18 protein-coding genes are annotated in these 21434 nt (G+C 46.9%); 3 read left to right on the top strand and 15 right to left on the bottom strand.

Features of this window, described 5'->3' with window-relative positions; all coding sequences use genetic code 11:
• Nucleotides 1-8: 8 nt before the first annotated feature.
• Nucleotides 9-1478 carry a TlpA family protein disulfide reductase gene (locus ACO08K_RS27965; RefSeq protein ID WP_421799795.1) on the top strand — a complete coding sequence of 490 codons (1470 nt, stop codon included), beginning with the start codon at nt 9-11 and terminating at the stop codon, nt 1476-1478.
• 87 nt (nt 1479-1565) lie between these two features.
• Here ACO08K_RS27965 and ACO08K_RS27960 read toward each other — a convergent pair whose 3' ends face one another.
• The 15 genes from ACO08K_RS27960 to gldA all read right to left on the bottom strand — a co-directional run bounded on the left by ACO08K_RS27960 (nt 1566) and on the right by gldA (nt 19017).
• Nucleotides 1566-2276 (bottom strand): DUF4386 domain-containing protein, encoded by a 711-nt coding sequence (locus ACO08K_RS27960; RefSeq protein WP_421799794.1) that lies wholly within the window; start codon nt 2274-2276, stop codon nt 1566-1568.
• A 3-nt stretch (nt 2277-2279) separates the two neighbouring features.
• Nucleotides 2280-2777, bottom strand: a complete 498-nt coding sequence (locus ACO08K_RS27955; protein WP_421799793.1) for a hypothetical protein — start codon at nt 2775-2777, stop codon at nt 2280-2282.
• 98 nt (nt 2778-2875) lie between these two features.
• A complete protein-coding gene (locus tag ACO08K_RS27950; protein ID WP_421799792.1) occupies nt 2876-3442 on the bottom strand; it encodes a Crp/Fnr family transcriptional regulator in 567 nt (188 codons plus the stop codon).
• Between the two features lie 74 nt (nt 3443-3516).
• Nucleotides 3517-4599, bottom strand: a complete 1083-nt coding sequence (locus ACO08K_RS27945) for a hypothetical protein (RefSeq protein WP_421799791.1) — start codon at nt 4597-4599, stop codon at nt 3517-3519.
• A 185-nt stretch (nt 4600-4784) separates the two neighbouring features.
• Complete coding sequence (locus ACO08K_RS27940) at nt 4785-5687, bottom strand: DUF2231 domain-containing protein (protein WP_421799790.1); 903 nt, start codon at nt 5685-5687, stop codon at nt 4785-4787.
• The gene (locus tag ACO08K_RS27935; protein ID WP_421799789.1) at nt 5688-6794 is read right to left on the bottom strand and encodes a 6-bladed beta-propeller; all 1107 of its coding nucleotides are present in this window, start codon (nt 6792-6794) and stop codon (nt 5688-5690) included. It lies immediately after the preceding gene.
• Nucleotides 6795-6981: 187 nt separating this feature from the next.
• Nucleotides 6982-8493, bottom strand: coding sequence for a DUF1501 domain-containing protein (locus ACO08K_RS27930; protein WP_421799788.1), 1512 nt, complete (start codon nt 8491-8493; stop codon nt 6982-6984).
• Between the two features lie 339 nt (nt 8494-8832).
• Complete coding sequence (locus ACO08K_RS27925) at nt 8833-12054, bottom strand: DUF1553 domain-containing protein (RefSeq protein WP_421799787.1); 3222 nt, start codon at nt 12052-12054, stop codon at nt 8833-8835.
• A 56-nt stretch (nt 12055-12110) separates the two neighbouring features.
• Nucleotides 12111-13082 (bottom strand): tetratricopeptide repeat protein, encoded by a 972-nt coding sequence (locus ACO08K_RS27920; RefSeq protein ID WP_421799786.1) that lies wholly within the window; start codon nt 13080-13082, stop codon nt 12111-12113.
• Between the two features lie 113 nt (nt 13083-13195).
• Entirely contained in the window at nt 13196-14221 is a 1026-nt protein-coding gene (locus ACO08K_RS27915; protein WP_421799785.1) for a DUF4340 domain-containing protein, read from the bottom strand.
• 97 nt (nt 14222-14318) lie between these two features.
• Complete coding sequence (locus ACO08K_RS27910; protein WP_421799784.1) at nt 14319-14915, bottom strand: hypothetical protein; 597 nt, start codon at nt 14913-14915, stop codon at nt 14319-14321.
• A 29-nt stretch (nt 14916-14944) separates the two neighbouring features.
• Nucleotides 14945-16663, bottom strand: coding sequence for a gliding motility-associated ABC transporter substrate-binding protein GldG (gene gldG / locus ACO08K_RS27905; RefSeq protein ID WP_421799783.1), 1719 nt, complete (start codon nt 16661-16663; stop codon nt 14945-14947).
• A gap of 2 nt (nt 16664-16665) precedes the next feature.
• Nucleotides 16666-17397, bottom strand: a complete 732-nt coding sequence (gene gldF, locus ACO08K_RS27900) for a gliding motility-associated ABC transporter permease subunit GldF (protein WP_421799782.1) — start codon at nt 17395-17397, stop codon at nt 16666-16668.
• Between the two features lie 4 nt (nt 17398-17401).
• The gene (locus ACO08K_RS27895; RefSeq protein WP_421799781.1) at nt 17402-17989 is read right to left on the bottom strand and encodes a hypothetical protein; all 588 of its coding nucleotides are present in this window, start codon (nt 17987-17989) and stop codon (nt 17402-17404) included.
• Between the two features lie 113 nt (nt 17990-18102).
• Nucleotides 18103-19017, bottom strand: coding sequence for a gliding motility-associated ABC transporter ATP-binding subunit GldA (gene gldA / locus ACO08K_RS27890; RefSeq protein ID WP_421799780.1), 915 nt, complete (start codon nt 19015-19017; stop codon nt 18103-18105).
• 306 nt (nt 19018-19323) lie between these two features.
• On the opposite strand from gldA, the gene ACO08K_RS27885 reads away from it, so the two are divergent.
• Nucleotides 19324-19707: a DoxX family protein gene (locus ACO08K_RS27885; RefSeq protein ID WP_421799779.1), complete on the top strand. Its 384-nt coding sequence runs from the start codon at nt 19324-19326 to the stop codon at nt 19705-19707.
• A gap of 158 nt (nt 19708-19865) precedes the next feature.
• On the top strand, nt 19866-21434 hold the full coding sequence (locus ACO08K_RS27880; RefSeq protein WP_421799778.1) for an adenylate/guanylate cyclase domain-containing protein: 1569 nt from the start codon (nt 19866-19868) through the stop codon (nt 21432-21434).

Here is a 21434-nt window from a genome sequence, read left to right as displayed (position 1 = left end):
TAGAATAGATGAAATTATCCTCATTTTTATTATTAAACTGGCTCCTCTTCGCCTGGAACACGAATGATGTTGCCCCCAAAGAAATCCTGATCACCGGGAAAGTCAATGTGGCTACGATCAAGGAAGTGAGCTATACCATCCCCCAACGCGGGATTTTCCATTGGGGGCTCAAAGCAACTAGCCCAGTTGATGCACAAGGAAATTTTCAGATAAAAATCCCCTGTGAACAAACTTCTGTTGTAGCCGTCGGAGGGGTAGATCAAACCCACAAGGTTTTGATTCTCAGCCCCGGCGATCGCGTTACGCTCAGCCTGGGAGCTGAAAAAGACGAAGATTTTTTTGAAGCAAAAGGCCCAAACGAGGAAGGACAAAAATTATTCCAGGCCCTGCCGAACCCAGGATTTGTGCAGGTTGCCGCGCGCAAGTATTTCAAAGATACAGTCATCAGTGAAATCAAAGCCAAAATTGCAGTGGAAAAAGCCAAAGACCTTAAACCTTTTTCAGCCTTGCTCAAAGCTCAAAAAATTACCCCAGCTTTTTATGAATTGGTCAAAGCAGATCGGGATTGTTATTATGCGACCATGCAGGCGCAGCTGGTTTGGGTCAAATTGGTGCGAACCGATCCTGATAAAATCAAAAGCTTTTCTCCTGCCTATCAATCCTGGTTTGCTGAAACCTTTAAAGAATACCCAATCAACAACAAGAGCTTGATCCGCTCCTTTTGGTGGCAGGAGTATGCGGAGACCTATTTGGATGTTTCGATATTTTTAGCCAAGGATTTTGATCCAAAGCAACTAGAGGAGCGCTACAAAAACGAAACAGCCCATACTTTCAAAATGAAGGAAGCTCCCAGTCTTTTCAATGGGGAGTTCTTGGAGTATTTCCAGTTTTCTTACCTCTATAGCGCTTGTTTGCAAAAGGACTATGAAAAGGAACTGATTGCCTTGTTTGATCAATTCAAACAACAGTATCCTCAAAGTCCTTTCACACAGTATCTCCAACCTTTAGTCGACCCCATTGTTGAGTACCATCAGGCTCAAGCAGCAGGCTTTTCTGATCAATACCATTTTGTGGAAAACTACGCCAACCTCAATTCCCTGGAAGAAGCCCTGAAGCCATTCAAAGGGAAAAAATTGTACATCGACGTATGGGCAACCTGGTGTGGCCCCTGCAAAGCAGAGTTTGCTCACAAAGTAGAGCTTAAAAAACTGCTGGCTGAAAAAGGTTACGACATTTTGTACATCTCCATTGATGAACCCGAGCGGGACGAGGCCTGGAAAGGCATGATCAAGTTTTATAAACTGGAAGGGAATCACCTCCGTACCAACAAGGACTTTACCAATGATTTGGTGAAGATTTTTGATCAGGGAGGTAATTTGTCCATTCCCTGGTACCTCATCGTCAATGAAGAGGGTAAAATTGTGAACGCAAAAGCCAAAAGACCTTCTAATTTAAAGGGCTTGGAAGGGCAGTTGTAGGAACTGCAATCGAACAAGAGTTGTACTTCGGTCAATAGACCGGCAGCAGCAACTCTTGTTCAATTGCGGGTTTTTATTGTCTAGGACTTAATTTTGAATGCTCATTCTCAACAACCTTACCCCCACTACAATCAACCACACCAACCACAACGTACTCCCAATCAGTCCCGCCAAATCCAGCACCGGAAAACCCGGCATCACCGTAGCAAACAACTCCGTTTGGGCCAAGAAGTAAATGAAAGAAGTGATGTAGCCAAACCAAATCAACCACTTGGGCATCAATTTCAATCGGCTAAAAGCATAACTCATGCCGATCGTCCAGATGATGGTAAACAATTGCCCAATGTGTTCGCCCAGCACTACGCCGCCGTATTGGTGGATGACCTGGAAGGCAATTTTGGCAGCCTCCTTGACCATCTCATTGCCGTTTACATAATTGTTTGCCAAAACCGGTACCACAAAAGTCCAGCGCAACAAACCCAACATTTGGACAATCAAACTGATCAACCCGATGTAAGTGACCCAGCGTACCAGCGGGAGTTTTGCTTCCAGCTTTTGGCCCAATAACACATAGGCGGGGAAAAGGGGCAAGCCTACCATGGCAAATGTCCACCAGGTCCAAATCAAGGCGTTGCCCCCATCATGAAACTTGTTCAAAACAAATCCAATATCTTGTCGCAAGATTTGCGGATATTCAAAAGTGATGGACAAAATGGTGTAGGGAATGAACAACAAAATGCCACTGACAATCAGTAAAATACCGATGGCTTTTTCGGGTTTAACAATTGTATTTTCCATGGTTTATTGATTTTTGGAATTAAAGAAGAAAGAATAACTCAGGCCAGGAGTAGGATTGATTTTGACATCATGTCCTTTGGCCACTAAGGCAATGGCGCCAATCCTGAAATTGAGCCCTTCCCAGATCATCCAGCGGAACCCCGCTTCCAAACCCAGCGCGTTTTGATCCTTGTACTCCCGGTTGAGGCCACGCAGGTAAGAAGCTCCTGCATAAAAGGAAGAGGGATTTTCTTTTTGCCCAAGGGGTAGAAACCAAGCGGTCAAACCCGCTTTCAGAAACTTCGTCGTAATGTCCGGTTCTAAGTTAGTAATGTAGTATCCTGCGTGCACTGAAACACTGTGGTAGCGGTATTCTAAACCAATCGAAGGGTTGCGAAAAGCATTGATGCTCAATTCGTTGGTGGACAAGCGGCTTTGAGCAGAAAGACCCTTTGGTGCCAGAAATAGCCCAAAAAAGGCAAAGAAAAAAATACTAGAGGAAGTGATTTTAAATAGTTTCATGTCGTCGTTGTTTTTAATTGACGACACAAAGTTCAGGTGAGGCGGTTTAAGAACACTAGACAAATGTCCAAAAGCGAAACAAGTGCTAGGAAAATCAATCAACGAATCGTGCTGCGAATACGACTCAGGTGCCTTGGCGTTACCCCCAGCATCGAGGCCAGGTGTTGCAAGGGAATGTGTTGCAAAAGATGGGGTTCTTCGCGCAGCATTTTTTCGTAGCGTTGCTCTGCACTCAGTACAATCAGGTCATGCCGACTGCTGTCGATGCCACATACCGCACTTTCCAGTAGGCTGATGTAGAAGTCTTTAAATTTGGGGAGTTCGTTGGCGAGCTTTTTTAAAGCCGTTTTGCTGATCAAATAAACCTCGGCCTCGGTCAAAGCACGCACGGATTCCAAAGCAGGTTTTTCACTGATAAAACTCATGACCGAAGAAAGGAAGGTATTTTCGATGGAAACATACGTCGTTCGTTCATTACCATCCACAATGACAAAGTATTGGAAAAGGCCTTTTTTGATAAAACCGATGTGTTTACTGGTTTTGCCCTCTTCAATAAAAAAGTCGTTCTTTTTGTACTGCTTTATGGTGAAAGCATGCAAAACCTGATCCAGTTCTTCAGGGGTAAAACCGATGGATTCGAAATAATGTTGCAGTTTTTCCATCATTCATTCAACTTGGATTCAACAAAATTCATCCTTTCGTTTCCCAAGTATAATGAGAATTGATGAGAATTGAAGCGCTAGTCGTTTTTCGGTAATTCTTCCGTGGGCGGCGGCGGCGGACTAGATTCCAGTATTTTGTCCAATTCTTGAACATTCTTGATTTTTTCCCTTGGTACAAATACCACTGCTTTCAACTTGCTATTTGGATCAGTTTGGTATTCAGCTACCAATTGAAACAACATTTTTTGGTTGGCCACAAAATTGAATACCTGAAAAGTATGGTTGTCTTTTTTTGTTTCATCTTCAGGCCTGGTCATCGCATAGGCACCAGGATTTGCTTTAAAAACGCTTTGTGCTTTTATCAAGGTTGGTTTGGCTACGTTAAAATTTTGAACGCCAATGAATTGATCGCTAAGTTTGTCAGTGATGGATTCTTTGAGTGCTTCGATCACATTCCAGGCTGATTTGCTATAGTTTCTCCTGAGCTCCCAAAGAATGCGATCTCCCCAAATGGCTGCTTTTGAATCTGCACTGGCATTGACCATGGTCGGGCAATTTGTAAAAAAATAACCGGTTGTAATGCTACCAAATCGTTTGCTGGAATTTTGATCCTGGAACTTGTAATCCAAAAATAATTTTGAACGGTGATCGGCAATATTTGCCTGAAAACATTCACTTAAATATTGGTTTTTTAGGGAATCTTGTTGCTTGTAAGTCAGCTTTGGTGGGTCAATGGTTCCAGCTTTTTCCTCCAGACAATCACAAACGACTTTTCCAAATTCAACGAGGGTCGGTTTTATATCGTTGTTGTTTGAACTTTTGCCATAAAGCGACAGGTGAAATTCACTGCCTTTGAGGGCTTTGCGCGCAATGGGTACCAGAACTTTACCGCCTAATAATCCTACATCCGGTTTTAATCCCCCTTTCAAGGTGAGGTACTGAACAAGGTCCTTGTTGTCAATGCTAAATATTTTTCGGTCCCATTCCTTTTCAACCTTGAGATACTCGTCTGCTAGGTAAAAGAAAGGGATGTGTTTGGCCAAACTATCCCGCCAGGCCTTGGCGATTTTATCTTCCAGTTGTTCAGGCGTTTGTGCGAATCCAAAGGTGGTGATGGCAAGCAAAAAAGCCAGGGAAATCAGTTTTTTTACAGGATTCATGGGATTAGAATCTTGGTGTGATGGAATAGCAAGCAAGATAGATTTTGTAGCTTATTTTGTCAAGATTAAAAACAAAATAATCACCAATTTACGCGTCTTTTACTTGGATTAAAGTCATCCCAATAACTCCAAGGCGTCAAATTTTGACTATGCATTTTACTGGTCCTTTTGAGCCGAAACCGTGCTTATTGCTTCCAATGGTAAATCCTTTTTACGCCTGCATTTTGTAGCTTTTCAACGGTACCAGTACTAACCTGAGTATCGTTCAAATTCAAGGCTTCCAAATGTTTTAAGCCCGCTAAAATTTCCAGCACTCCATCCCCAACCGGGTTCTTCGCCAATTTCAATTTCTCCAGATTCTGGCAAGCTTTTAACCAAGCCAAATCTTTTTCCGAAAACCCATTGTCCGACAAATTCAACCAAACGATACTCGGTGCCACGGTTTGTAAAGCAGGCTGGATTTCTGCCATAGATTTCCCCGCCTGAGCAGGCAAAGTCAGGTCCAACATCACTGGGCGTTTGAGCATGTAGCGCACATTGAATCCCAATTTGCGCAATTGTTCCACTGCTTGTGTATCCACCTCGAGGGGGAGATCGGGATTGACTTTTGGTATTTCGATGGCCGTACTGTCGACAAGGGCGACTTTGCGGATCGGTTTTTCAACTTCATTCGCCGCCTGCCAGGAAAGGTAATCACTTCCATGCGTCAAACTGCCGCCCTGGTGCCCGGTGTAGGCGATCAACCCACCCAAAGCAAGGAGTAAAGCGCTCATCCAGCGTGAGCCTGCCTGGCTTTGTTTGCGAAAAAACACCGCACTTAGCCGCCAAAGCCCGCCGCTGGCACCCGCTACAATCCAGCCGGCTTGTTGGTGCCTTTGTAAGCTGCTGAAATCGTAGTCGCCCGAATTGGCCAACAAATACCCCGTCCCACAGGACAAAAGTGCGGCCACAAAACCCAAAAACAAGGTCATGGGCACCGCAGCGCGGTACTGTACGAACGCGCTGCGGTAAGCCAAGAGGTCCATCAAAATGGCCAGTAGCAAAAAGCCGATGGGCAAATGAACCAGTAGTGGGTGGAAATAGCCCATTTAGACTCTGGTTAGTTTAACGGGAGTACTATGGTTGGCATTCCACTGACAAACGTAGACGTTTTTATCATTGTCCACACAAACGTCGTGACCGTGGTGGAACACCCGTTCGGTCAGCGCCAGTGATGGCTGCAATACCCCATTTTTATAAACAGGTGCCGTACCGCCAGGATTAGAAACGACTTTGTTGTTGGCATCCAGAATGGTTACAAAACCGGAATCACCTTGGCGATTGCCCGCTGCATCCTTGGACCAGCAAACACCCGCATACAGGTTTTGGCCATCCATCACCGGACGGCATACGTACAAACCCGGAAGATCGATCCGCTTGATGTATTTGCCATCCAGGCTGAAGACCTTGAAGCAGTTTTCTTCGCGTGAAGTACAAATCAGCACTGGGTTTTTGGGGTCGCGGGTATCCACCACCACGCCGTGGGCGTTGACCAGGTTGTGTTCCTTATTGGCGTTGTTGCGGCCACCAAAGTGCCGGATGTATTGGCCTTTGCTGTTGTACTGGATGATGTAATCGGAGCCATAGCCATCCGCTACATAAAGGTCACCATTGGGGGCAACTGCGGTTTCGGTGGGTTGAAAGCGCTCATCGTCCTTGTAAATGCCAATGGTGCGGGGATGTCCGATGCTGAAGATGATGCGCCCGGTCAGGTCGGTTTTGATGACCTGTCCTGCCTGAGCTTTTCCGGCGCCGTACTTGTCCTGGTAATAGCCACAATCGACGATCCACAAAAAGTCTTCACCACCTTCTTTGCTCAAGGTCAACCCGTGGCCACCGGGGTAGGCATGCCCCCAGGAATCGAGCAAGTTGCCCGATTGGTCAAAGATCAGGATGTTGTTGTTGGTATGGTCGCCCAACATGATCAAACGCCCTTTGCTGTCCTGAACCATCTCATGGCAGTTGATCAGCGGGTTGGTATTGGCGCTGATTTTAGCCCAACCCTTGTTGACTTTGTAGGTGAACTCGCCATGTCCGATGATGGTTTCTTCGGGCTTTAGCTCTGGGTGCAAAATGGAAAAACCAAAGCTAGGACTGGCCACTGCGGCAGCGGAGGCCAAAGCAGCATTGCGAATAAATTTTCTGCGTGGATGCATAACTGATGTATGTTGGGTTGAATTAAGCATCGAAGATGCAAATTCTAAGATGTTCTAAGGTGCCTAAGGTGGTTCAATAATAAGTTTAATAGGGTTCTAAAAATTTTAGAAGTTTTTAATTTGAACCACCTTAGGCACCTTAGATCACCTTAGAATTTGTGCGCCTACGGCGCTTGCAAGTAAAAATTTAAGCCAAAATTCCCTTCACCACCTTCCCATGCACATCCGTCAATCGGAAGCGCCGCCCCTGAAACTTGTAGATCAACTGCTCGTGGTCAATGCCCATGAGGTACATTAAAGTCGCGTGAAAATCATGCACATGTACCGGGTCTTTGACAATGTTGTAACTAAAATCGTCGGTTTCGCCAAAACTGAATCCCGCTTTGACCCCGGCACCTGCCATCCACATGGTGAAACAACGCGGATGGTGATCCCGCCCATAATTGTCGGCAGTGAGAATACCTTGCGAGTACACCGTACGCCCAAATTCTCCACCCCAAATGACCAATGTATCCTCCAACAAGCCCCTGCGTTTGAGGTCGGTGATGAAGGCTGCCGTTGGCTGATCGATGGTTTGGCACTGCTGCTTCATTCCCCCGGGCAAACCGCCGTGGTGATCCCAGCCCTGATGGTACAATTGTACGAACTTAACATCTTTTTCCAATAGTTTGCGTGCCAAAATACAATTGGCCGCGTAAGTTCCGGGGTCACGGCTCGTTGGCCCGTACAATTCAAAGGTTTCATCGGTTTCTTCTGAAATGTCCATTACCTCGGGTACCGAAGTTTGCATGCGGTAAGCCATTTCGTATTGGGCAATGCGGGCATTGACTTCCGGGTCACCGTAGGCTTCGTTTTGCAGTTGATTGAGTTGTTTGAGGTAATCGAGCATCTCCTGGCGGTCGGCGCCGTCGTAACCTTCCGGATTGTTGAGGAACAAAACGGGGTCTTTACCCGAACGGAACTGCACGCCCTGGTGCTCGGAGGGTAAAAAACCATTGCCCCACAAACGGGCGTACAAAGGCTGGTCGCGGGGAGCATCCTTGGAGACCAGTACGATAAAAGTGGGCAGGTTTTGATTGTCTGACCCAAGGCCATAACTGATCCAGGAACCAATTGAAGGTCGCCCCGGGAGCTGATTGCCGGTTTGAAAAAAGGTCAAAGCAGGGTCGTGGTTGATGGCTTCGGAAAAAACCGATTTGACGATGCACAAGTCATCCACCACCTTGGCGGTATGGGGCAATAATTCACTGACCCAGGTTTGACTTTGTCCATGCTGATTGAATCGGCAAAAAGCAGGAGCGATGGGTAAACTGGCCTGATTGGCACTCATCCCGGTCAGGCGCTGGCCTTTGCGCACCGAATCGGGCAGGTCTTGCCCCAAGAGGTTTTGGAGCTTGGGTTTGTAATCAAAGGTTTCAAACTGCGAAGGCCCACCACTCATGAACAGGTACACGATCCTTTTGGCTTTGGGCGCAAAATGGGGCAATGCGTCCAACATCGCTTGTTGGAAATCTTCACCCGGCATGGCCGAAGGCCCCTTCGAAATCGAACGAGTTCCCAATAGGGTCCCCGTAGCGATCGCCCCCAAACCCAGCGCCGTTTTGAGCAAAAAATTGCGCCGATCCCATTGTTTGTTCAAGGAATCAAATTCGGGGGTGTGGAGCCGAAATGGGTCGTGGTTATGGTTATGGGTTGACATCTTGCTTGATCACTTTACTATTGAAATTACAAAAATTGGGACTTGCACGATTAGCCAGACTGAGGCAAATAGCGGCAGAGCCGCGTAACGTCATTAGATGTAAAGTTCGGATGTTGGATGAAGGTTCAGCGCTCCGAAACCTTTAAATCTGGACAATCCATCTGAAAATCGTGTTATTGTTTCGGTGCTAACGCACCTTAAAAACTGATCTTCGTTCCCTTGACTACAGACGTTTCGCGGCTATGCCGCTGGTCGGCTCAGTCTGGCAAATAACTGGCTACCACTTTTGTAGCCTTAAACTAAATCAGACTTTGAGCATAGCTTTAAAGCCTGGATCATTCACCTTTTACTCAATGTTGCATCTGAATTCATAATTGTATTCGCCACCACCGCATTCGCCGCTAGTGCCGCTTTATCCAATTTTGGATCCAATTTGTACAAACCTGCTTCCAGCCAGCCTTTCGTTTTTTCAGGATGAAGTTTGAAATTTTCCTGCTGAGCGCGTTGCATTTTTAACAACAGTGCCAATTCCGCCTTTGAAGGCTGCAAACCCGTTAACTTCCTGTACACCGTAGCAATGGCCTTGGGCGCATCCGGTATCCTGCACATTTGTTCCCCTAACACCTTCGAAGCTTCAATAAAAGTTGGGTCATTCAAGGTGACCAGGGCCTGCAAGGGCGTATTGGTTTTTTGCCTTCGCACCACGCAGTAGCTCCGCGAACCTGCATCAAAAGTAGCCAGGGTTGGATTGGGTACCGAACGTTTGACTACGATATACAAACTCCGGCGATACACCGCGTCGGTGGTATCTGCCTCGTAGTTGGCGCTGTTGATTTCCCACAGACCCGCTGGCTGATAGGGTTTGATGCTTTTGCCCCCGATTTTTGGATTCAACAAACCGCTGGCCATTAAGGCATTGTCGCGAATTTGCTCGGCGGAAAGCCGGAAAGCTGGGCCTCGCGCCAGCAGGCGATTTTCGGGGTCTTTTTCCCGCAAAGTTTTGTCCACCCGCGAATCCTGCCGATAAGTAGCCGACATTACGATGAGTTTTTGCAGGGCTTTGACATCCCAACCCGACTCAATAAAACGCAGCGCCAACCAGTCCAACAATTGTGGATGACTGGGCATTTCGCCCTGATTGCCAAAATCTTGGGTGGTTTTGACTAACCCCGCGCCAAAGTAGTTTTGCCAGAAACGATTGACCGCCACCCGAGCCGTCAAGGGATGTTCGGGCAAACACAGCCATTGGGCCAGGCCAAGCCGGTTTTTAGGCAGGTCTTTGGGCCAGGCCAAAATAGAGGCTGGCGTATTGGGAAAAACCTGCTTGCCGGGCATATCGTAATTGCCCCGGTTCAACAGAAAGGTCTTTTTAGGCTGCTTCATTTCCTGCATCACCATCAATTCTTCGACCTGCTCGATGGAGTCGGAGAGCGTGGTGCGGCGTGCCTGGAGGATTTTGCGTGCTTCTTGCAAGAGGGGCGAAACGGCTTGTTGGTAATAGGCCAATAAATGTCCCTTTTCGGCTTCGCTCAATTGTGCCACAGGTTTATTCGCCACTTTGGCCCAACTCTGTTTTTGTGCCAGCACCGCCACTTCAAAGGGCGTCAATTCCCGATTGTACACGCTGATGTCGTCCACCTGCCCACCTTTGAAGCCAAGTCCCCGCCACCAGGCACCGATTTGTAAACCCGGTTGTGGATTGCCCACCAGCAGGATGTCTTTGTACAACTGATCCATGGTGGTTTCCATGGCGAGTACCTGCCCATCTTGGTACAAGTTGAATCCCGAAGCACGCGAAGAGCCATCGTAAGTGAGGGTCAGGTGCAACCAACGATCGCGCGGCACGGAGGCTTTACTCACACGTGTAAGGGCATTGGAGGGGGCAGTATGCGCCATGTTGATTTCGAGGCGATCATTTTTGAGGTAGACGTGAAAGCCCCGGAAATTGTACAAGCGTTCAGCACTGCTCTTGTGGAACAATACACCTTCTTTCAGCGCTTTTGGAATCCAAACTTTGATGCCAATGCTGAAGGGGGCGGATTTGCGGAAAACGCCTACTTCACCTAGGTCAAGGTATACGTCGCCGTCGAGCGCGAGGGCTTTGCCGGAGTTGGCGTTGATAAAATTGGGCTTGTCTCCGGTCATGCCCGTTTCCCGTTTCATGATGCCCATCTGTTTGGGGTTGACCTGGTTTTTCAGGTCGCTGGCATCGAAGCTATAGTGGGCTTGTAGGCCGGATTGGGGGATCTTTTCCGTGGCCAGTTTTTGCTGCTGGCCCTTTTTTAGCCACTCTTCAAAGGCCGTTATCGTTTGGGGGCTGAGTTTTTCTACCTCTTTTTCCTGCTCGGCAATGGATTTTTGGATGGAGGCCAGCATTTTTTCCTGCTTTTTGGTCGGCAAGAGCAAGGTTGGTGTGGGCAGGGCACCATCCCAGGAGATTTGGCCCGCTTCTTTGACGTTGTTGAAAAAGGAAAATAGCTCGTAATAATTCTGCTGCGAAAGGGGATCGTACTTATGGTCATGGCATTTGGCACAACCCAGCGAAAGCCCTAAAAAAGCATCGCCGAAGGTGTTGGTGCGGTCTACTACGTACTCGGTCTGAAACTCTTCTTCGATGATGCCGCCTTCCAGGTTTTGGGGATGGTTGCGATTAAAGGCGGTGGCGATCAACATTTCCCGACTGGGTTTGGGCATCAAATCGCCCGCCAATTGCCACTGGATGAACTGGTCGTAAGGCTGATTGCGGTTGAAAGCCTGAATGACCCAGTCGCGGTAAGGCGACATGTCGCGCAGACGATCCACGGTGTAGCCATGAGAATCGGCAAAACGCGCCAAATCCAGCCAGTCCACTGCCATTTTTTCGCCATAATGGGGCGATTGGAGCAGGCGATCTACCTGATTTTCGTAGGCATTGGGGGATTTATCTTTTTCAAAAGCTTCAATTTCAGCCAGGGTAGGAGGGAGGCCAGTCAGATCGAGGGACAATCGGCGCAAAAGGATGGCCTTCGAGGCTTCCGGGGCAGGCTGGAGCTTTTCAGCTTCCAGTTTTTGCAACACGAAGTTGTCAATGGGATTTTTAACCCAATCTGAATTCTTTACACTGGGGATTTTAGCCTGTTTTGGTGCTACAAAAGCCCAGTGTGGCTGGTATTCCGCTCCGTTTTTGATCCATTGGATGAGGATGGCTTTTTCCCGATTGCTCAAACTGAGGTGAGACTCGGGTGTAGGCATGAGGTATTCGGGGTCATCGGAAATGATGCGGTGAAAGACTTCACTGCGGCGCAAACTGCCTTTGGCGATGGCTACTTTGCCAGGGCTTTCTTCCAGTTGGGCGTAAGCGTCTTCGGGCAGGTCGAGGCGCAGGCCAGCTTTCTGTTTGGCTTTGTCGGGCCCGTGGCAAGCAAAACACTTGTCGGAGAGAATGGGCTTGACGTGGAGGTTGTAGTCCAGCTCAGCGGGCAAGCTTGCGAGTTCTGCTTGCAGTTCCGGCGGTAGCTCGGTGGAACAAGCACAACAGAAGAGTGCGACGATGAGGCCAAGAAACAATGTTTTTTCTAACATTCTAAAATCTCTTAAAATTCAGCCATGCCAAAATAAGAAAATTTAGAATGATAAACTTATTTATTCACCACTTGCCCAGTTTTGAAAAACTTGATCCATTTTTCTTTTAACAGATCGGGAATACTGGCCTCTTTGATGGCCCTGAAATTAGAATAGAGTGCTTGTTTTCCCTGAGTAATGTACCAGAGTTGAGATTCCGGCTTTTTGTCATTTTTGAAGTTTGGGGATTCAATGGTAAAAATAATCCAGGGATAAGTGGCGGTTTCATCTTTTTCAATAAAAGTCAATTTTGCTTTGGGCGCTTTGAGTTTGGCCTGTTCAAACATGATGTTCATCACCTGATCCATTGGAATGGGTTTAGAGTCAAAGAATGAGGCCATTGTACCCATTTCGGTCCAATTTTCCAGCGTTTCATTGGCACGTATCAATTCCAGCATGGCCATTTGAGCATTTTCCTGGCTGTTCCCAATTTTCCAGTTTTCTTCCTCTGGCCAGTTGAGCATAAATGATTCGCCGGATAACTGCTCATTGCCACAAAACTGGGCAAGGTAACGATCAGCTTGTTTGTCTCCATTTTGTTTGGCAGTAGAGAAGTCTTCACAAGCTCCTTTTTTGTTGCCAGTTTGGGCTCGGATTTGCCCACGCAGGGTTAAGGCGTTGGGGAAAGCAACATCCAATTCAATGGTTTTGTCGAGGTCGGGCAAAGCTTCAAGGTATTGTTCTTGACTAACCCAAACGCTTGCTCTGCTGTAATAGGCTTTGATGAATTTTGGATCCAATTCAATGGTTTTGTCAAAATCGCTCATTGCCAGTTTGAAATTTCTTAAAGCCAGGGCGCAAATGCCTCGATTGAAGTAGGCTTCTTTGTAGTTGGGATCAGCTTTGATGGCTTTTTCGTAATCTTTGATCGCGTCCTTATAGTTTTTTTGATTGTGCTTTGCAATGCCGTTTTGGAGGTGTTCGGCAGCGGTTTGGGCAAAAATGGTCAATGTAAAAAGGGTAAATAAAACAGTTACGAAGGGTTTCATTTTGACAGTATTTAAGGTTTGTTCTGCATTTCTTTTTAAGAAAAATTACCCTGGCTAAACGTTGTTTTAAGGAGTTTATTTGTTGTAATTGTCTTTTTTTAGATCCAAAACCACTACCGCCCATAAAAAAAATCATACCCCCTCAACACCTTCCGAAACACCCGATCCTGAATCAGCATAAAATCCCCCGAACTGTGGTCCACAAAATAGCGCTCCACGGTAGCTCCGTCGGAACTGACCCATTGCCCGGTTTTGGGATCAAGGGACATGACTGATTCGGGAAAAATGGGAAACAATTTCGCTTGAGTGGTTTTGCCCTGTTTATTGGTCACCGTAATCACGCTGAAGGGTACAATTTGCCGCACGGAGTCCTTTGCAGGAGTTTCGTTTTCAAATGCTTCGGCCACCAGGCTTTCAAAACCAATCAAAAAGGCTTCGGCACTACCTTCGCGATAAGGCATACGGAGCTCGGGCGTAATTTCATAAAAAGGCCGAATGTCAAAACTGCTGCCCTTGCGATCCAGTTTGAATGAGCGATTTTTTTGTTTTGGGTATTCAATGCTCACGCTTTGGATGTTATCGGGATCTTCGGCAAACACCGTTTTGTCGCGCCAATCATCGCCACGCAGGTTGTAGCGGTAGCGCAAATTGCCTTCCCAGCCCGGGATATGGCAAACGAAGGGCTGATCAAAACCATCCATGATCATGTACACACCGCGTTCATCCTGGGTGCCACTACCGATGTAGTAAGTCTTGATAGGCTGCTCGCCGGATTCGTACAATTCTACCTTGATGCCTTCTCCCGCCAGGTTATTGACGATGTTTTTGATGGCGGCCTTGGCGGGGATGTGGTCGATTTCAACGCGTTGAATGGCATCCAACAGGTTGTCCATCGCATTGGGGCGGGCTTTGTATTTGCCGTTGTAGAGCCATTCCGAGCCTTTTTTTTCCAAAAGTGTAGTCTCACCATCACGCTGGGCGATGAAGATTTTTTGCAGGCGACTGATGTCTTTAACGGCAAAGTTGCGCTCGGCTTTGAGGCCACGCATGAGGGCGTCTTCGCGGTTGAAATAGACATAACTCACGGCAATTACGCCGAGGATAAAGAAGGAAAGTAAAAGCCAGGTGGTGCGGTTCATGCAAGCAAATTGATTAAGCCGAAATGGTGTGCAAAATTGGAAAAAATCTACATTGGGTTTTAGCTTTTGGCAGTCATTTAATGTTATCTACACATGATCAAATTGTCCACTGGTCATGGACGATTGCAACCAAATATATTTTGTCATCCGAAACCTTATAGACCAAACGGAGGGCTCCCCAATCCATAAAGCTGTATTTGTCTGAGCCTTTACAGTAATATTCTATAAAATCGTAACCAGGAAAAACCTCTTCAAGATTATTAACCATATTACCTACTGCGGTAGTCTCATTGATTGGGTTGGCACCACATTTTAAATAGTCTTTGTCCGTTACAAATTTGTCGAAATATTCAGCTAGATTTAATTCAATCGGATCACCCGTTCCATCGTACTCGCCCCAATTGATTTTCTGTTGCTGAGTTGCTGCTTGTTTTAGTTTTTCTTTGGAAAATCTAATTGCTGAGGTAGTGTCGATATACCCATAAGGGGAAAACAATAAATCCTGCCCCATTTCAATTTGTTCAGCCAGAGCAGCGAAGTCTTTACGAATTAAGATATCCATCACCTTAGCGGCATGCTTTTCAAGGCTTACATTTTTATCCTCTATTTGGTTTGTTTTAGTTTGAGTTTTTTGAGTCCCCTGGTTTACACAGGAAAAGCTCAGTAAAAGCATGCCATAAATTAAGTTTTTCATTGGTGTAAAATTATACGATTATAAAACACTTACGCCCGTGCATACTTCCGCTTCCGCCACCATCCATACCCAAATCCAAACACCCCAATCAAAACCAACGGGAAAACGATGTTCACCAATTGCCACCACGTTTTTTCTTCCTGGGCCCGGGTGGTGTCCAACATGCGCAAACGCACCTCTTTGCCCCTTGCAGCAATGATGCCATTTTTGTCCAACAGGTATTCCACCGCGTTTTGCAAGAATTCCTTGTTGGCGTAAATGAAGTTTTCCACGTCGTTGTAGCCCAGGGGCACCACCTGCTCGCGGGTAGGGAGGTACTTGTTTTTGGCCACGTCGCCATCAGACACGACGATCTGCCGGGTTGGAACACTTACACTTTTGAATTGTAAGCCCAGTTGAGTCAGTCCACTTTCCATTTCCGGAGTCAAGCGGTTTTCATACATCGAGGGGAATGTGCCTTCCATGGCTACCGCTACCACTTGTGGCCCCTTGTTGAACTTGTCTGGTTGGATGTAGCGCAGAAAATCCAGCCCCAGGCGTGCAGGCAAGTACTGCAGGCGGGTGCGGGGGGTGGTGGTTAAAAGTGCCGTTTTTTTGACCGGTGTTTTGGTGCGAATGGCCGTATCGATGGTACTCGCAAAGAGCAGATTGACCGGAGCCACCGATTTGGAAATCGGATGATCCGGGTTGGCTAAGGTCAGGATATGGTAAGGGAAAGCAATCGGCTGGCGTTGTTGCTTAGTGCCTTGTTTCCCAGTAGCGATCCAGATGGGCGAGCATTGCAGGTCGAGCACCAAATTGGGCTGTACCCGCACACCGTAACGAAAAAGCAGGTCATCCAGATTGAGTTGGTAGTCGCCGGGGATGTATTCGGGGTGTGCGAGCAGGCTGTCTTTATCCATGCGCACCATGTCGAGCATCCAGAGGATTTTTCCACCGCCCATCACGTATTGGTCAATTTTAAACTTGTCTTTTTCGGAAAAAGGCCGGAGTGGCTTGGCCACAATCAAGGCTGAGATCTCTGGATTGATCGAAGTGACGCTGTCCAAAACCAGGGTGCCTGTATTGCAAAATTTGCGCAATGAACCTTCAAAATCGGCACGTTCAAATTCGCCCAACTCCCCGTGGCCCATTGTGAAGACTACGTTGGGTTTGTTGGCCTCTTGGAGTTTTTGGATGGCATTGGCCAGTTTGTATTCCAGCAGCGAAACGGCATTGTTGAGTACCACGTCGGGCGACTGGGTGTTGTCCTGATTTTCCATCAGGTTTACCGGATAGGCGCGGCCTTTGTAATTCACCACTGCGTAGGGAAATACAGGGGTGTCATCGCGCTGAGCACCTTTCACCACGGTAAAAGACATGGGGAACATGCCCTCCTTGCGCAGTTGTTCCATCCGGGCATTGACCTGTTCGGGTTTGCCGTTCAGCGGGTTTTCAAAGTCGTAATCCACCAAACTGGATTGCCCACGAAAATCATCCAGGATGTCGATGGTGGAGGCACGCAGGCGCTTCAATTCGGCGGGCAGTTTGCCGTCCAGCATTACTTTGACATAAACCACCTCATCCAGATTGCGCAACAAGTTTTTGGTGCCATCCGTAAGGGTGAAACGTTTTTCCTCGGTGAGGTCAAAACTGCGGTACAAGGCAAAATTGCCCAAGCGGGCATTGGCCAGAATATTGATGAAGACCACAATCCCCAGGAAAAGCCCCATTTGCAACAGGGATTGTGTTTTTTTACTTTTGCTCATGTTTACCATTTTCTTCTTTCCAGTGAAAAGAGCGTTAAGGCCAAAAAGAGAGTGCTCACGGAAAAAAAGTACACCACATCCCGCGTATCCACAATGCCCCGACTGATCGAGTTGTAGTGGTAGTCGATGCCCAATTTTTGAATCAAATCATCCAAACGCCCCACAAATACAGGTAGTTTGCTGAAATAATAAAATCCGTAGTAAAACAAAAAACAAAGGAAGGTTGCCAGCAAAAAGGCCAGGATCTGATTGCTACTCAGGGAAGAGGCAAAAATCCCGATGGCGGCAAAAATGGCGGCCAGCAAAAACAAACCGAGGTAAGAACCCAGGATTGCTCCGGCATCCAGATTCCCTTGCGGAGAGCCCAATTGATACACCGTGTAGTAGTACAAAACGGTGGGCAATATTGAAAACAGCACCAGGGCCAGGGCTGCAAAATATTTTCCCAAAATGATGTCGAGGTCGCGCACGGGTTTGGTGGCCAGGAATTCGATGGTACCGGTTTGTTGTTCTTCGGCAAACATCCGCATGGTGACCGCCGGGATGAGGAACAAAAACACCAGGGGTGCCGTGTCAAACAAGGGAGCTAGGGTGGCAAACTTGTTTTCCAAAATGCTGGAGTCCGCAAACACAAATACAAACAGCCCCAAAATCACCAAAAAAACGGCGATGGCGATGTAACCAATCAGGGAGCTGAAAAAGGTGTTTACTTCTTTTTTAAAGATCGTCCACATAAATTTATTTTAAATAGAACGGATTTCGCTCATTGTAAGTCAGTACCATCCTGGGCAGTAGTTCGGCGGTTCTATCCGGTGCCAGGGCCTTAACTGCTTTTTGCAGATCGGGATAATCGGCCACCCATTGAGCCAAATTTTGTTGATTCAAAGTGGCCCATTCTCCGTTCTCCAAACGCAGCATCTTTTCCTTGATCAAAGTTTCCGTATTTCGAACCTTGCCTTTGCGAAAGGGAATCCCGGTTTCAGGAAAATAAGCCTTGATTTCGACCAGTTTTTCCACCTCTGTTTCATAATTGAACAAACAAATGTTCCCAATCACCTGTAATTCAGCAAAAATAGCCAATTTGCGCTTGACACTATCTGCCGGGATGCGAATATAAGGCCGCCCGCGCCAACAAATGCCCCAAATGGAATCCAGGCGCAAGGTGTCACCACGTTTGTGCCGAATCCATTCCACCTGTACTACTTTTTTCTCCTCGTTTACCACCGCTGAAAACTCCACATTGAACATGGAATACTGCGGTTTGTCTGCCTGAAAGGCCGCCAAATTGGGGTAGATCCCGTCCTTGAAATTATAATTAGGCTTCACAGCCGTGCGGTTTTGGGCGCTGGCTATGCAGGTCCCTAATAAGCAGGCGAGGATGTAGAGGTAGCTTAAAGGTCGAATCATTTTATTTGTGTCGTGCGGCAATATGAATACTTTTATCGCCCCTTTGCGGTCAATTTTTGGAAAACATCTTCCACGGAATAAGCCTCCTTATGCATTTCAATCAAGGTCAAGCCTTGGTCTACCGCAAAGCGGAACACTTCCGGGCGAATATCAGCTTTGGCGTCGCTGGAAAGCTGCCAACTGTTTTGGTTGATTTTTTTGACGGAGTTTACCCCCTTGATTTTTTTCAACACGTCGGCTTTGACTTCCTCCAAAAAGGCCACACTGACCATTGCCTCCCCTTTGATCAGGTTGGGCAGTTGTTCAATGCGGTCATCTGCGACAATTTTGCCGTTGTTGATGATCAAAACCCGGTTGCAAATGGCCTCTACCTCCTGCATGATGTGAGTTGAAAAAATCAGGGTCTTTTCTTTGCCCAATTGTTTGATCAGGCTGCGGATTTCGACCAATTGATTGGGGTCGAGACCAGTGGTGGGTTCATCCAGGATCAGTACTTCGGGGTCGTGCAACATGGCCTGAGCCAAACCTACCCTTTGCCGATAACCCTTTGAGAGTGCGGCAATTGGTTTGTGCTGTTCTTTCTCCAGGCCAGTCATGTCAATCATCTCCTTGATCCGTTGCATGGGCTTTTTGAGCTGGTGCAGACCCGCTACAAACTCCAGGAATTCCTTCACGTACATGTCCTTGTACAGTGGATTGTGTTCGGGCAAGTAACCAATGCGTTTGCGTACTTCAAGTGGGGCCTTGGTCACATCAAAACCACACACTTCGGCCTCACCTTCGGTTTGAGGGATAAAACCGGTAATGATTTTCATGGTAGTGGTCTTTCCAGCGCCGTTAGGCCCTAAAAACCCCAAAATTTCACCCTTTCCAGCCGTGAATGAAACCTGATCAATGGCCTTTTGCTCTCCGTAAATTTTGGTCAACCCTTTGACTGTTACCGACATGCTCTGTTGTTTAAGTAGTGGGGCAAAAATGAGCACTCATTTTTTTATCGCCCCTAACAAACTCTGATGGATTTGCGCGCAAAACTAAAAAAAAGCGCTCACTTATTTTGAACTTGATGCTAACGGTAAAATTGGGGGTGTTCAGTATGTGGACCATAAATTTTGTTAATGTCCGTGTGGCTACTTTTTCCCCCTTCCAAATGTAACCCCGGGAACATTTTCGCCGTATAAAGCTACCTAATTTTGCCCCAGATGACCCAATTCGTCATTCGTCACTCAATCATTCGTCATTCAAAACACCTAATCATGCCAAAAATTTCAATTTCACTGATCCTTGCCTTAGTTGCTGCGATCATTATGCTGCAAACCCTGTATTTCAAATTTACGGCCCACCCGGATAGTGTGTACATTTTCACCCAGTTGGGGATGGAGCCATACGGTCGCATTGGGATCGGGGTGATGGAGTTGATTACCTCCATTTTGCTTTTGATTCCCCTGACTCGCCCATTTGGAGCTGTGCTGGGGGTTGGCATCATCAGCGGGGCTTTGTTTTTTCACCTGACCAAACTGGGCATCAACGTCAACAATGATGGGGGAAACCTTTTTGGGCTGGCTCTGGCTACTTTTATTTGTTGTGCTGTTTTAGTGGTATTGGAGCGCAAAAAGCTGCCAGTTCTCAACAAATTATAGAGCAGTAAAACCTTTGGATGGTTGGATAAGGTGTTGAAATTCTTTTCCAACTATCCTTTCAACCACGAAAATTAACTTTTTATAGGACTACATGAAGATGTGGTTGTTGATACTAAATTATTCCCTATCTTTACTGACGTTTCTATAATCCTGCTATGATGAAATCCATTTTGACTGTTCTCGGCATCATGTGTTTTTCCTGTTTTTTGATTGCCCAGGAAGATCTTGCCGACAAAAAAGCACAACTCAATCAGTACCTTTCTCAAGCACAACAACTCTCCGCACAAGGTAATCATGCTCAAGCCGCTGAAGCTGGCGAAAAAGCAGTGGCCGTTGCTACCGAACTTTACGATTTTACCTATTTGGCTACTGCCCTCAATGTGTATGGCAAAGCGCTGAACAACATGGGTGGAAAACAAAAGGTTAAGGCCGTCGCCAATTTGGAAAAAAGCTTGCAGTTGGCCAGGGGCAAAAAGATGATCGAGTTGCAAAAAGAAAACCTGGAGGTACTGTCCATCATCGCCAGAGAACGTGGCAAAGACCGGGATCTGAAGGAATACACCGACCAGTTGATGGCTTTGAATGGCGGGGTTGCGATGCCGCTTCCTCCTAAATCCCCAACTGTTTCTTTAGACAACAAATCAGTTTTGAAAGAAGAGAACGCCAAATTGTACGAGCAGGTTGCCGAATTGTCTTCCGCATTGTCGAGTAGCCACCAAAATAAATCTCAAAGCCAGGAGTCACTTAGCCGGGAACGTCAAAAACTGGTCGACATCATCAGCACCCAACAGGAAGCCATCAAAGACATGAATGAGAAGCAGGCCAAAGCGGCCTTGCTGCTGTTGCAACAAAAGAAAATGGTGGATTCGCTATCTTATCTCAAGAAATTTGATTCCATCCAATTGGCCAATAGCAATATGAAATTGAAGGGGAAAGATGCAGAGTTAAAACTCAAACGCAGCCAGGGAAACCTCTTCCTCGCCTTAGCTGGTGTAATTTTTATCATTGCCGCAGGTTTATACAACCGCTTCCTCACCTTTAAGCGCAACAATGCGGTATTGGAAGAAAAAAACCGCATCATTCAGGAGGAACGCCAACGTTCGGAAAACCTCTTGCTCAATATCCTGCCTTCTTCAATTGCGGAAGAACTCAAAACACTTGGCCATGCCAATACCCGGCGATATGACAGTGTTTCGGTGCTTTTTGCCGATTTTAAAAACTTTACGACCATTTCAGAAAAATTGACTCCGGAGGAACTGGTTTCAGAGCTTGATTTGTGTTTTAAAGGTTTTGATAAAATCATGGGCAAATACGGTATGGAGAAAATCAAAACCATTGGTGATTCCTATATGTGTGCAGGGGGCTTACCAGATCCTTACCAGTCCAATCCAACCAAGGTGATTCAGGCTGCATTTGAGATGCAAAATTTCCTGGAGGTACTCAAAGAGCAACGTATGCGGGAAGGGAAGCCTTACTTTGAAGCCCGCATCGGCATCCATACCGGCCCTATCATTGCCGGGGTAGTAGGCGAAAAGAAATTTGCTTACGACATCTGGGGCGATACCGTGAACGTAGCTGCCCGGATGGAATCCAGCAGTGATGCGGGTAGGGTCAATATTTCTTCTTCAACTTATGAACTGGTTAAAGACAGCTTTAAGTGTGAATATCGGGGCAAAATCAGCGTGAAAAACAAGGGCGAAGTGGAAATGTATTGGGTGGAGAATTGA

Source organism: Haliscomenobacter sp. (genome assembly GCF_965225875.1).
In the GTDB taxonomy this organism is placed as follows: domain Bacteria; phylum Bacteroidota; class Bacteroidia; order Chitinophagales; family Saprospiraceae; genus Haliscomenobacter.
Note: the sequence above shows the minus strand (reverse complement) of the source record. Positions and strands in the feature narration are given on the sequence as shown.